Genomic DNA, 14,348 nt, shown 5'->3' with positions numbered 1-14,348 from the left:
TTTTCAATAAAATGTGACGATTATTCAAAATTAAAAAACAAAATAGATACTTTGAACAATTCTTTAAATAAAAAAGACATATATATAAAAATTCTAAGAACATTTATTTGTTCCGATTCAAACTATTTAATTTTTGCTTACAGAAAAACAAGATTATCAAACAGAATAAACGAAAAACTTATAAAAGAGTTTCTTTCACAATACGGATATTCAAATTGTAAAGAATTAAACGATTATTTATATGTTTTGACAAACAAATTAATTTGTTCAAAAAAATTTCCTCACGAAATAGGGATATTTTTAGGTTATCCGTTAAATGATGTTAAAGCATTTATAAAAGAAAAAGGCAAAAATTTTGCAGCTTGCGGAGTGTGGAAGGTTTATTACAACAAAATTCATTGTGAAAAAGTTTTTTCAATATATAAAAAATGCAAAGAAATATATACAGAACTTTATAAAAACGGAAACAGTATAGAAAAACTTGCATTAGCTTCTTAAAAAAACTATGACATATTTTAAAAAATTTATATTATTAACCATATTAATATTCTTTTCTTTAAACATATTAATACCGCAAAATTTAACGGCTATGGAAATAGCACAAAATTTTGCATTAATATTTACTCAAAAAAATATTACCAATCAAATTGTTACAATTAATTCAAATTCTTTATCTGCCGGATTAATAGATTCCGATATCGTAATGTTCCTTACAGAATATTCAAAAGCATTAAGAGAAAATAATCCCGAACTTTCGGATAAACAGATAGAACAAATTATTACAACTTACCTTGAAGTATGGAAGAAAAACCATACAACAGGACAAAATACAATAAACATAAAAGAAATTGTTTTAAAAAGTAAAAAATTCAGTATAAAAGGATTATTTTACAAAATAAGAGATTTTATAAAATTAAAAATTCAACAAGCACAGGATAAAGCCAACAGTAAAGAAAAATTTCAAAAAAACATGGAATCAAATATAAAATTTTTCCCGTTCATACAATTTATGTTGGGTTTTGAATTGGCAGAATCATTCGCTATGATATATATTATAGATTCCGGTTATACGACCGCCTTTCTTACGGCTTTAATGGCATCTTTAGGAATAATATCGTTTACTTCTTCGGCAGTAACGGGTTTTATAACATCCAAAGTATCTAAAAGAACAGTTGTTCTTACCTCTCTTATAGTTCATACTTTGGGAAGTATATCTTTAGCATTGGTTCCGTATTCGGTTATATTTGTTGTTCTTTCTCAAATATTACCTACAATAGGGGTTGCCGGACTTGCCGTAAGTTTAGGACCTTTTTTCTATGCTTCAATGGAAGCCCTCGGTAAAGACAGAAAAACAATAAAAGAAAAATATAGTGCAAACGATTCTTTTTTCTCAATAGTTATGGCTTTTTCTTCATTGATAGGCGGAGCTTTGGTTGTTGTTTTTGCAAGTTTGGGAACAGGTGCCGAATTTATCGGGCAACATATAGTTGTTATGTTGGCTGCCGCAATAGACATATTTGTAACAATAGGTGCAGTTTTTAAAACACATAAAGAAGTTGTAGAAAAAACAAATGAAAACAATGACAAAGAAAAAGTTTTAAAGAAAAACAAAAAAAGAGAAAATCTTTTGAAAACCGTAAAATCTTATGTAAAAAAGATTTTTACTCCCATGAAAAAAGTTGTAAACGACAAACAAACATTTTCATTTGTTATTACAAACCTGCTTGTAAACAGTGTTTTCTTTGCAATAACGACATTATTGTTACAACCAATAATAAGTATATTAATACCAAACAATCAAATGTTGGAATTGTATCTTGCAATAATTTATTTTGCCGCAAACGGTTTGCAATCGGTTTCAAAGAAATTTGCACTGAAAATAAACCCCATACTTCAAAAACCTGTTACAAGAACGGTTTTCTTTATAGGTATGGCAATTCTTTCCGTAAATTTTTTAATAACTTCAAATCCGTTATTTTTAATAACATTATTTATTTCAATTAATTTCTTTTACGGAGTATCTTCGGTATCCGAAATTATGGACATTCATGATATTTTATCCCATAATGCAAGACCGCAATGGCTTGCTTTAAAAGCAATACTGGGAATAATTATTGCAACTATAGTTCAGTCCGTATCCGCCGCAATGTTGACGGCAAATATAACGGAAACCATGGTCGTCGGGATTATAGCGATTATCGTTACGGGAGCAGCAACTTTTATTTCGCTTGTTGCAATGGAAGGCAAAACAAACAAATTAAATGTTAAAAATATTTTAACAAGAACACTTTCATTGTCTGCTTTTTCGTCTGTCATTCCTTTTATAAACAATAACTCTCAAAAAGATTTAAACAACATTCATAACAGTATTGACTTTAAAGAAACAAAAAAACTTCTTGCTTGTGCTTAATATGATTAAATTAAATTCTCTTATAATTACATTTTTTTTTATTTTATCATTTATAAATTCAGCTTATTGCGATACGGAAAAAAATTGTTATCAATTTATAAAAAATATTCCCTCTTCGTTCGGTAAAATTTTTGAAACAAACATTAAAAACAAAGAAAATCCAGACATAATAATAATAAATGATTTACATTCTCATGTCTTTGCACAAAAAAACATATATTCAATAATAAAATATATTAAATCCGAAATTAATATTGATAAAATATTTATTGAAGGAGCACCAAAAGGCAAAGTGAATTTTTCCGCAATTACGAATATAAAAGGAGATATAAGAATTTCTCTTTTAAATAAAATGCTAAATAAAGGGCTTGTCAGCGGAACCGAATATTTTTGTTATACAACAAATACGCAATTGTACGGCATAGAAGATTCCGTTCTGTATACGGAAACTTTAAAGTTAGCATATATACTTATGCGAAATGAAAATTATTTTTTTCCGAGAATTGAAAAAGCAAAAAAAGATTTAAATAAATTGAAGAAAAATTTTTATTCCAAAGATATGTTTGAGTTTGAACATTTATTTTTTAACAGAACAAATATAGAAACTAAAAAATATTATAAACAATTACTAAACATTATAAAAAAACATTCCGTGGATATAAACAAATATCCGGAAATTTATAATTTTATAAACATTATAAATTGCGATATAAAATTGGAACCTTACAAGAAAAATTTCTCAAAAGATTTTAATTTTCTTGTTCAAAAAATGAAAAACTATGCACCTTTTAATATGTATTCAAAATTTATTAACGATTGCAAACAAAACAACATAGAAGATAACCTTATATATTGTTATAAAATTACAAACAATTTTTTAAGCCAAAAAGAAAAAGATTATTATTCTTATATAAACATATTGATTCAAAAACAGAACTTTGAAAATATTTTTGATATAAGTAAATATTTAGATGAAGAAGAAATATTTTATAATGAAATTTTAAATAATTTGTTTAAAACGGAAGAGAAAAATATTTTTTTCCTTAGTCAAATGATTTTTTTGACTGAAAATTATACAAAATTGAATATAGATTTTTATAATTTTGATAAATTTATAACAAATAAAGATAAGTTTACGGAAAAATTAAACAAAACACATTACATAAAAAACAAAGAAGAAATAATTGATATTTTAAACAATAAAGAACTCTCTGCTTATTACGGAAACAATATTAAAAGAGATATCGTTTTTTTTAACAATGTTAAAGAATTAACAAAAGAAAAAACAACAAATATTTTAGTTGTAGGCGGTTTTCATAAAGGGCTATTGAATTTGTTTAATGATACCGGCAAAAAATATATTGTAATATTTCCAAACACAAACGGTAACGATAACAATATTTACAGGCAGCTAATTCTTGATATAGGAAATTATAATTTTATATCGAAGTGACAGTAAATTATTTAAAATTGATACTATAAGGTTACAGGTTATTGTTTGGCTTACAATATTATAAGTTATTTTGTAGTTTCTTTGTTTTGTAGTTCAACCCATAACCCCATAACCTTATCACCCTATAATCTGTTTAAATTCTTCCTTTAAATTCAAAACCTATTGCTTCAACTGCTGTCTTTATTTCCTCATCGGTGGGATTACCGTCAACATAAGCAATGCCTTCACTTAAATTTACGATAACATCTTTTACGGATTTCAAATTGCTTATTACTTTTGTTACGTTATTTTTACAATGGTTACAACTCATACCGTTAATTTTAAAAGCAATTTTATTTGTAGAATTATTTTCCATAATTTCCGCCTCTTCTCTATTTTTTTTAAACAATATTGAATTTACTAAAAGAGCAAATAATATAAAGGAACAAATAACTTTAAAACAGTAAAATCCGCCATTATGATTATGTGCGGTCATAGCAAACTTGGAAACATCAAACCAACTTGCAGGTAAAAAATTATCTATAAAAAGCCCGAAACATATTGCACCTATAATAAGTGTTATCAAATAAACAATAAATGTTTTTTTGCCTAATACTTTGCCTATAACCATCATTGAAGCAATGTTTGCCGCAGGACCTGCCATAAGTAAAACAAGTGCCGTTCCCGGACTCATCCCTTTCATCATTAATGCTATTGCTATAGGTATTGAACCGGTAGCACAAACATACATCGGAATTGCAACCACAAGTATTAATAACATTGTCAGTAAAGTATTACCTTTAAATATCGTAAAAAAATTATCGGGAACAAAATAAGCAATTAACCCCGCAATAACTAAACCGAACAAAAGCATTTTGCCTATATCTTCCATCATTTCAACATAACCGTATTGAAAAACTTTTTTTATTTTTTGATTAAAAGAAAGTTTTTGGTTATCTTTATTTTTTTGAACCGAAACTTTAACATTATTTTCCTTTAAAGTAAAAATATTCGTTACAAGCCCTGCAAAAATTGAAGTAAAAAATGCTGCTACCGGACGAATAATTGCAAAAGGAAGCCCCAACAGCGAATATGTTGCAATAATCGAATCCACACCTGTTTGAGGAGTTGCTATTAAAAAAGAAATTACCGAACCTTTTGAGGCACCTTCTTTATAAAGTGCCATTGCAGTCGGTATTACACCGCAGGAACATAAAGGTAAAGGAATACCGAACAAAGTTGCATATAACACGGATACCCAATTATTTTTTGACAAATATTTTGAAAACAATTGTTGCGGAACAAGAACATGCAAAATTCCTGCAAACAAAAAACCGAGCAGTAAATAAAAAGACATCTCGTTAAATATGGAAAAAATTATTTTTATAATTTCCATTTATATTTTTCATTCCTTCATATTTTTTTGAATGGCTTTTTTAAAAGAGGCCTCTTTATCAACTTTACCTATAAAAAATATAAGTTTGGCTAAAGTTTCATCACTTATTGTATGTTCCATCCTGCATGCATCTTTTAAAGCAATATCTTTATCAACGCCTAAAATTTCCGTAAAAAACCTTAATAATATATCTTCTTTACGTTGAATATCATCTGCAATTTTCTGCCCTTCTTTTGTAAGTTCAACATAACCGTATTTTTCGTGAACAATAAGTCCTTTATCGGCAAGAACATTTAATGCAATGTTTACACTTGAATTTTTTACATTTAATTTCTTACTTATGTCTTTTACCCTTGCAATTTTATTTTCCCGGACAAGCATACCTATTGTTTCAAGATAATTTTCCAAAGATTCGGTAAGTTTTTTATTCATATTTTCTCTCTTGCTTTTAGTTTAATCTGTTAAAGTTAGTTTAATATAACAATTTTATAATATTTTGTCAAACAACAAACTATTTGCAAAATAATTATTTTTTGTTAAAATATAGGGATAAATCGGGGTGTGGCGCAGGTGGCTAGCGCACTCCCTTGGGGTGGGAGAGGTCGCTGGTTCAAATCCAGTCGCCCCGATTTTATTATAACGACAGTTTATAGGGTGATAGGGTTATTGGGTTAGAGGCAAAAAAGTATTGAAGGCAAGTCGGGGTGTAGCGCAGTTGGCTAGCGCGCTCCCTTCGGGTGGGAGAGGTCGCTGGTTCAAATCCAGTCACCCCGATTTTGTTTATTATAACAACAGCTGAAAGTGGTATTCCAACCGGTTACATAAGTTCGGCAATTATCGGATTGGAAATAAAAAAAGATTTTTCCGTCAATGAAATTTTATTATTTTTTATTTGAAGTAAATTTTCTTTTAAATACTTATACAAAATTTCTTTTTTGTTATCAAAATATTTTAGATCAACACCTTCCGTCAATCTTAAACCTAACATAACCGTTTCTTTTTGATATAATATATCGTCAATATATTCTTCTTCAATAAAACATTTTTTACCTTCATTTATTTTTTGAATATAGTCTTGTAAATCAATTGTATTTTTCGTTCTATGTCTTTTATAATAAGAACAGGCACTTACACCCAAACCTATGTATTCTTTATTTTTCCAATATAAGCAATTATGTTTTGAAAATTTATTATCTTTTGCCCAATTTGAAATTTCATAATGAATAAAATTATTTTTATTTAAAACCGAACATGCCGTTTCATACATTTGTCGTTGTAAGTTTGTATCAACAATTTTATTCTGTTCATAAAAAACTGTATTTTCCTCTATTGTCAAAGGATATAATGAAATATGTTCGGGGTTTAATTCTATTATTTTCTTTAAAGTTTTTTTCCAATCAAGAATTGACTGTTTTTCAATCCCATACATTAAATCAATATTTATATTAGTAAAACCTGTTTTTCTTGCATTGTTATAAACTTCCAAAAACTTATTAAAATTATGCAATCTTCCTAATTCTTCAAGATATTTATCATAAATTGATTGCAAACCTAAACTTAATCTTGATACATTTAAATCAAATAAAAGGTTTAATTTTTCATCATTTGCGGATTCCGGATTTAATTCCACGGTAAATTCTTCAAGGTTAGAAATATCAAATATTTGTTTTATGGATTTTACTAAATAATTTAATTGTTTTACGGTTAAAATTGACGGAGTTCCGCCACCTATATAAATTGTTGATATTTTTTCATTAAGGTAAAAAGATGCCTCTTTTATTAAAGAGTCAATATACGAATCTGTAATTTTTCCTGTTTCCGCAAAAGAAATAAAATCACAATAAAAGCATTTCTTTTTACAAAAAGGTATATGGATATATAAACCTAACATTTATTGTTTTTTCTTTCCTCCGCCAAATCGTATTCTTTGTTCCAACATTATTTTATTTTCCGGTTCATAGTCGGAATTATTTGATTGCAGTCCGTAACTGCCTTTCAAAAAAAGCGAATTACTTAAACGAACCGACATTTCCAATGAATGTTTTAAATCTATTTCTTCCTGTACCTGATCAAATGTTACCGAATACCCTACCTGCAACAAACGATTCAAATTTTTTTCCGCGGAATATTTCATACCGTATAATAGGTCCGCCATTTTTGTAGGTTTATTTGGATCTACTTGCAAAGTATCCTGATTGACAAAACCTAAGCGAATATTGTCAACAATACCAGTTTTTTTTAAAATTGTGTTTGCCAAAGGCACAGCAACGTTCGAACCGAACATACGAACAATTTGTTGTTTTACCATAAAATCCGTATTTGTATCATTTCCGGTTGAACTTGTGGGGTCTGTTTTTGTAACTTTGTAAAGAACTTTATCCGAAGAAAGAGTAGGGTCATTTTTTGATACGAACCTTGTTTTTAAATCGTCAATACTTGACCTTGATACATAAACTTTTACAATATCGGGAACACTGTCCCCGGCGGTATAAACTTCGGTTTCTGCTTCACATGTTACAAAAATTTTATTATTAATAATTTCTATTTTAGAATCAATAATACTTAAATCGTTACCCATATAAAAAACTTTTCCGTCATTTGATTGTAAAATTCCGTTTGCAACTATATTATCAAGCGGACCTTTAAGATTTACCTGCCCGTTTAAATTTGCATCACTGAAACTGTTTTCAAACCTTGTATTGCTTGCAGTCTTTAAATTTATATCTATGTAACAATTTTCAAATAATTCATCAAAATCTATATCATCATCTTTTTTTATAAAATCAGGCGCGGGATAAGAAAACCTTGTATTTTCAAGTTCCACCCAACCGGTTATTTTAATATCATCATTTTTCCCTTTTATTTGAAAATCAAAAGAAGGAACACCTTTTGAATAATTGGTAAAAGTATCGGTTTTTTCTATTTTAAATATGCCCGATGTTACTATCGGCAATTCCTTTATAAATACAGGGATACCTTTTTTTGACGTAAAAACGGATAAATCATAAAAGTAAGGATTTATTCCTCTGAAACGAACGGAACCTTCAACGTTTAATTTCCCGGAACCCACATTTGCAACAAATTCTTCAATATTAACCAAACTGTCATCCCAAACAAGTTTTGTATTTAATTTTTTTATTTTATTTATATAATTTTTTGCCGTTATATTTGATGCGGTTAATAAAAGTTCACCGGTATTTTTAATATTTTTTCTTATTCCCATTAAAGTTCCTTTTAATCTTAAACTTCCGTTTTTAACCGTGATAGTATTGTTTGTAAGCTCTTTTATCATCGCCAATTTATCATCCGTTAATTCATATTTGACATTTACTGGACTTTCCATCATCTGCTTTTTTAATGATGAATCAATCCAAAAAGGAAAACTGCCTGTTATATCCGCTTTGTATTCACCTTTTTTACTTATATTGAACTCATTTATGGTAAGCATATTATTTTCAACTTTTATGTCAATATTTGCACTGTCATAAGGCACTTCCGTTATCGTTCCGTTTTTCGATTTTAAAGAGCATGTAATATTAGGGTTTAAAAACGAACCGTGAGCATTCAATTTAAAATCCACATTTCCGTCAACATCAAAAGGTAAATCAAATAACCTTGACATTGTAGCCGAATCAAGCATGTTCCATTTAATGTTTATATTCATATTTTCTTTGCTTGTGCTGCCGTCAAAATTACAACTTTGATTATTATGAGATATTGTTAAATTATCAAAAATTAATTTAGGATAGTTCGTAAAATCAATACCGCCGGTAATTTGTAATTTGCAGTCACTTTTTGTTTGTAAAATTATTTTTTTATTTTCAATAATATAATCAAACGGAAGCGAATCTATTTTTTCTCTGTTTATCCACATATTATTTATCTCGATATTTCCCTTATATGTTGAACCGCCGAATTTTTGTTTCATATTACCGTTAAAAATAATATTTCCGAATATATCAAAATTTACAATATGTAAATTTATAAAATTAAATTTTGAGGAATAATCACCTGTTTTTGTATTAAATTGTCCGCTAAGATTTATTTCACTGTCAGCTAATTTCACATCGGCTTTATTTACTATAATATCATCATTTTCAAATTGAACCTGCGAATTGAATTTATTTAATTTTATATCTTTAAAATAAATAACATCACTTATACAATTGACTAAAATTTTAGGTTCATAAACGGTTCCCATAACAGTTCCTTCCCCGTTAAAAACACCTCTTACGGGAGTTCTAAACATCATATAATTATTGATAACCGTTTCATTTAAATTTGAAAATTTTACAATAAGATTTAATTTTTCTTTATCAGTTGTTCCTTCCAAATTAATATCGGCTTTATCCATTAATATTTTTGTTTTTATCTTTCCTTTATGATTTTTATACGTCGTTTTATTGTTTAAATAAAATTTTACTTTTGAAAATAGACCGTTTTTTATTTCGGCATTAATATCAAACTCGGGATTAAATATATTGTTTTTAATATCTAAATCCGCAAATAATAAACCTTTAAATTTTTTATGATGTTTCGACAAATCGGCTTTTGAAAATTTAATTTTTGAATTTATTACTTTATCTTTAAACATATATGTCAAATATCCGGATAAACCGTTATTATTATTAAAACTTTTTAATTGAATTTGCTGCAAAGACAATCCCATATCGGCAACAAAATCATCAAAATTCATATTATTGATTGTAGTTTTAGGAATTGACAATATTCCGAATATTTCTTTTTTGTATTTTCCTACTTTTCCGTTAAAATTTATTGTTGAATTTATATTAAAAGATTTAAATTTAAAATTTTTTACTTCACAGTTTAAATAAGAAGGACTTTCTTCCTTGTCAAAAACTATCGAACTTTTTAAAGTTAATTCCATTTTGTTACCGATAAAATCAAACTCATAAATATCAATCATTGTAGGAGAAATATCAGCCCTTATATTTGCTTTTTTAAAGTTATTATCGTATAACATTCCGTCTCTTACCGTCATTTTAATTTGAGATAATTTATTTTCATAACGTTTTATATACCCGGTTGCATATCCTGAAAGGTCAAAATCGGATTTCATAATTTTTAAAACAGTTCTTACATCTATATCATCAAAAGAAAAATCCAAATTTTTTATATCACCTAAGGAATAATTTCCGTTCAACACTATTTTTTTATCGGAAGTATCTATATTAAAACTCCAATCGGAATTATTTCTGATAATATTTCCGATAAATGTAGTATTGCGAACAGACGAAGAATTTAAATTGTTTAATTTAAAATTTATATTTCCGTCGTGTTCGTTAATATCGCCTTCAACGGATAAACTGCCGGTAACACGTTTGTATGTAGACACAATAGGCAATCTGTTTATATCGCAGTTTTTTAAATTTATTTTTATTTTTTTTGTTATATAGTTACCAAAAAGTGTAGTTATTTTTTGTTGTTTATTATAAATATCGGACTTAAAATCACCATCATTATTTACAACCGTTAATATATTACTTCCGTCAATATCAAATATCGTATTTATCTCTGTTTTTTCTTTTCCTTTATAAGTTTTAAAAGAAACGGTTCCTATCTTTTTATTAAGAACAACCGTATTATTTGATAATATTAAAGAATTAATAATTCCGTCTTTTTTCTCTGCCGAAAAAGATAAATTTGACGTAATTATATTACTGTTTTTTAAAAACAGTTTACCTTTTGCCGTCCAAAAATCAAAATTTAAATTTTTTGCTTTAAAAACACAATTTATATTTTCCCCTTCCGTTAGAATTTGTATTCCGTTATCGTTATTTTGTATTTTTATATCCGCATCTCCCAAATTAACAATTGACATAAAGATTTTTTTTGCCTGAACGTTGAAATCAAATTTATTTGTATCAAAAAAATATGTTCCGGCAACAATCATTTCGGTTTTAATTGTTCCGTTTACATCTATAACCATATCCGTTTTTAAATCGTCAATTTCACTATAAATATTACCGGTTATATTAAATTTTAAATTTTTATAATTTGCTTTTGTATTTAATTTTATTTCCGAACCGAATTTTACCGCGGTATCGGTTAATTGCAATTTTTGTTTATCATAAAATATTTTTATATTTCGGGCGGAAATTTTAAAATTTAATCTTTGAAATGCATATCTGATAATTTTTGAAACGGAAAAATTTTGTTGATTGGCGGGAACCTGTGTATTCTTATTTGATATATTGTTATAAAATATTAAATTACAATTATCAATATCAACATTCATTAAACATGTAAAAAAATTATGATAATTTTGCAAAAGCTTTATAAAAGATATATTAAATACAACTTTATCAAAGGATAATTTTTTATCGTAAGTAAAATCATGGATGGCAATTTTTAGCGGAAATTCCAACGAAATATCTTTAAAATAACACTTGTTATTCGTAAGATAACTTAAGTTATTCTGCAGGTAAGGGATGATAAAAACACCCCTTACGCTGTAGATACCGAAAATCAAACCTACAAAAACAACTAAACTTATTAAAAGTTTTATTTTTTTCACATTATGTAATGTAAAAACTTATTTGCTTTTTTTTATGGGAACACCGGTAGATCTTGTTAATATTTTAAATTCTTTTAAAAGTTTTGCGAAAACTTTACCGGGTTTACCGTCACCTATAACTCTTCCGTCAACTTTTACAACAGGTATTGCTTCCGCTGCAGTTCCGGTTAAAAAGCATTCGTCGGCCGTATACAAATCATAAGGTGCTATTAAAACTTCTCTTACATCCAATTTTAATTTATTTTTTAAAAGTTCTATTGATGTATTTCTTGTAACACCTTTTAAAGCACCTGCAGTAGCCGGTGGTGTACATACTATACCATTTTTAATTATAAAAATATTATCTCCGCTGCATTCTACAACATATCCTTCTCTGTTAAGCATTATTGCTTCCAAAACTCCGGCTCTTTTTGCTTCCATTTTAGCCATTATGTTATTTAAATAATTTAATGATTTTATGTTAGGGCTTAATGCATCCGGTGCATTTCTTCTTGTAGAAACGGTAATAACTTCAAGCCCGTTTTTATACAACGTATCAGGATATAATGAAATTTTATCGGCAATAATAAATACCGTAGGTTTTGCACAATTTGCAGGATCCAAGCCCAAATCACCCGTGCCTCTTGTTACAACAAGTCTTATATATGCATCGTTTAATTTATTTACAGCCAAAGTTGAAAGCAATGCTTTTGTCATTTCGGCTTTTGTCATACCTATTTCAAGAGCAATTGCTTTTGCACTGTCATAAAGTCTGTCTATATGTTCTTTACATCTGAACACTCTTCCGTTATATGCTCTTATTCCTTCAAAAACTCCATCTCCGTAAAGAACTCCGTGATCAAAAACAGATACTACCGCTTCTTCTTTTTCAACAAATTTTCCGTTCAAATAAATCTTCATTTCGATCTCTCCTTAAAATATATTTATTATTATTTGATGATTTTATCATTATAAAAAAACATTGTAAAATATCATATGGAGCTAGGGGGAGTTGCACCCCCGGCCTCTTGTATGCGATGCAAGCGCTCTGCTAACTGAGCTATAGCCCCACGAAACAATAATGTATAGTTTATATAATTAATGTATTTTTCGCAAAGCGAAAAACGATATTTATCAAAAATGTTTCGCTTTTTTACCGACATTATATTTTACATTACCCCTTGCACTTTTGACAATTTTTGCCGTTCCAACAAAAAGTACATAAATTTTCTTCCGGCAAACCTATCGCCTGAACCATATCTTCAAGAGTTTGATATTTTAAAGAAGTAATGTTCAAATATTTTCTTATCCATTCTATCATTTTTGCATATTTTTCGGAAGTGTGATCAAGATACTCGGAAACATCTTCAATATCTTTACCTTCAATTTCTTTTATTGCTCTTCTTGTTATAAGCTCGCTGTTTGTCCTTGTCGAATTACAATATGAACACGGAAACATCAAAGGCGGGCATGCCGGACGAACATGAATTTCTTTTGCACCGCAATTCCAAATTTTTTCAACGGTAAAGTTTTTTAATTGCGTTCCCCTTACAATTGAATCTTCAAGAAGAATAACACTGTTTCCCTGTATAATTTCTTTTATGGCTATCAGTTTCATTTTTGCGGTTAAATTTCTTAATTTTTGTGTTCTGGGAGCATAACTTCTTCCGTAAGTCGGTGTATATTTCACAAGTGCCCTTCTGTAAGGAATGCCGGATTCTATTGCATAACCTATTGCATGCGCAAGCCCGGAATCGGGAACACCCGAAACCAAATCGGCTTTTATACCTTTATCTCTTTTGGCAAGTAACTTTCCGCTTTTTTCTCTTATAACTTCGGAATTTAAACCTTCATAATTTGAAGCCGGAAACCCCGTATATATCCACAAAAAAGTACAAATTTGTTTTGTTTTATGCCCTTTTTCCAACACTTTAATTCCGTTTTCGTTTATCAACACAATTTCACCGGAATTCAAATCCCTTATTTGTTCAAAACCTAAATTTGCAAAAGCAACCGTTTCCGAACATACGGCATAAGAATCTTCATTTTTACCGAGTATTAACGATGTCCTGCCGTAAAAATCCCTTGCGGCATAAATACCTTCTCTTGTTAAAATAAGCAAGGAACATGAACCTTTTATTTTTTTATAAACAAGTTTAATACCTTCCTGTATCGAACTGCCGCTTGCAACAATTCTTGCAACAAGTTCCGTAGTATTTACATGAGATTTTGAAAATTCGCTAAAACATATTCCTTCTTTTATCATTGAATCTGCAATTTCCTGCAAATTTTCAACTCTTCCGGATGTAACTACACAAAATTCCCCTACCCTTGATTTTATATAAATAGGTTGCTCTTCCAAATCGCTTATACAACCTATACCTTTTGTTGTTTCTATCTTTTTATCGCTTGAAAAGAATCTGTCTCTAAAATTTGCATTGCTCATTCTGTTAATATATCTTGTAAATTCATCATTTAATATTGCAATTCCACCGTATTCGGAACCCATGTGAGTATGATAATCTATTCCGTAAATCAAATTTTCGGAACAGTCCGACTTTGAAACTATACCAAATAATCCGCTCACTTTTTT

The 14,348-nt window shown here is 28.5% G+C and carries 9 protein-coding genes and 3 tRNA genes; 5 read left to right on the top strand and 7 right to left on the bottom strand.

Annotated elements, in window-relative coordinates; all coding sequences use genetic code 11:
• From ACMUOV_RS01805 to ACMUOV_RS01795, 3 genes are all read left to right on the top strand, one after another.
• The coding region (locus ACMUOV_RS01805; RefSeq protein WP_413853206.1) for a DUF3793 family protein at positions 1-498 on the top strand (498 nt) is incomplete at its 5' end.
• A 7-nt stretch (positions 499-505) separates the two neighbouring features.
• Positions 506-2,410 carry an MFS transporter gene (locus ACMUOV_RS01800; protein ID WP_413853204.1) on the top strand — a complete coding sequence of 635 codons (1,905 nt, stop codon included), beginning with the start codon at positions 506-508 and terminating at the stop codon, positions 2,408-2,410.
• A 1-nt stretch (position 2,411) separates the two neighbouring features.
• Positions 2,412-3,863: a hypothetical protein gene (locus tag ACMUOV_RS01795; protein ID WP_413853202.1), complete on the top strand. Its 1,452-nt coding sequence runs from the start codon at positions 2,412-2,414 to the stop codon at positions 3,861-3,863.
• Positions 3,864-3,996: 133 nt separating this feature from the next.
• On the opposite strand, the gene ACMUOV_RS01790 is transcribed toward ACMUOV_RS01795, so the two are convergent.
• Positions 3,997-5,238: an SO_0444 family Cu/Zn efflux transporter gene (locus ACMUOV_RS01790; RefSeq protein ID WP_413853200.1), complete on the bottom strand. Its 1,242-nt coding sequence runs from the start codon at positions 5,236-5,238 to the stop codon at positions 3,997-3,999.
• A 9-nt stretch (positions 5,239-5,247) separates the two neighbouring features.
• Complete coding sequence (locus ACMUOV_RS01785) at positions 5,248-5,670, bottom strand: metal-dependent transcriptional regulator (RefSeq protein ID WP_413853198.1); 423 nt, start codon at positions 5,668-5,670, stop codon at positions 5,248-5,250.
• A 123-nt stretch (positions 5,671-5,793) separates the two neighbouring features.
• On the opposite strand from ACMUOV_RS01785, the gene ACMUOV_RS01780 reads away from it, so the two are divergent.
• Positions 5,794-5,867: transfer RNA gene (locus ACMUOV_RS01780), tRNA-Pro, on the top strand.
• Between the two features lie 71 nt (positions 5,868-5,938).
• Positions 5,939-6,012 (top strand) — tRNA-Pro (locus ACMUOV_RS01775).
• A gap of 43 nt (positions 6,013-6,055) precedes the next feature.
• On the opposite strand, the gene hemW is transcribed toward ACMUOV_RS01775, so the two are convergent.
• From hemW to ACMUOV_RS01750, 5 genes are all read right to left on the bottom strand, one after another.
• The gene (gene hemW, locus ACMUOV_RS01770; RefSeq protein ID WP_413853196.1) at positions 6,056-7,129 is read right to left on the bottom strand and encodes a radical SAM family heme chaperone HemW; all 1,074 of its coding nucleotides are present in this window, start codon (positions 7,127-7,129) and stop codon (positions 6,056-6,058) included.
• Positions 7,130-11,776, bottom strand: coding sequence for a translocation/assembly module TamB domain-containing protein (locus ACMUOV_RS01765; protein WP_413853194.1), 4,647 nt, complete (start codon positions 11,774-11,776; stop codon positions 7,130-7,132).
• 18 nt (positions 11,777-11,794) lie between these two features.
• On the bottom strand, positions 11,795-12,682 hold the full coding sequence (ilvE, locus tag ACMUOV_RS01760; protein WP_413853208.1) for a branched-chain-amino-acid transaminase: 888 nt from the start codon (positions 12,680-12,682) through the stop codon (positions 11,795-11,797).
• A 70-nt stretch (positions 12,683-12,752) separates the two neighbouring features.
• Positions 12,753-12,825, bottom strand: a tRNA-Ala gene (locus ACMUOV_RS01755).
• A 104-nt stretch (positions 12,826-12,929) separates the two neighbouring features.
• Positions 12,930-14,342 carry an amidophosphoribosyltransferase gene (locus ACMUOV_RS01750; protein ID WP_413853192.1) on the bottom strand — a complete coding sequence of 471 codons (1,413 nt, stop codon included), beginning with the start codon at positions 14,340-14,342 and terminating at the stop codon, positions 12,930-12,932.
• Between the last annotated feature and the right edge of the window lie 6 nt (positions 14,343-14,348).

The sequence above is a fragment of the Candidatus Ruminimicrobium bovinum genome (assembly GCF_902760015.1).
Lineage (GTDB): Bacteria > Elusimicrobiota > Endomicrobiia > Endomicrobiales > Endomicrobiaceae > Ruminimicrobium > Ruminimicrobium bovinum.
The sequence above is the reverse complement of the archived record's forward strand: the minus strand, read 5'-3'. Positions and strand labels throughout refer to the sequence as shown.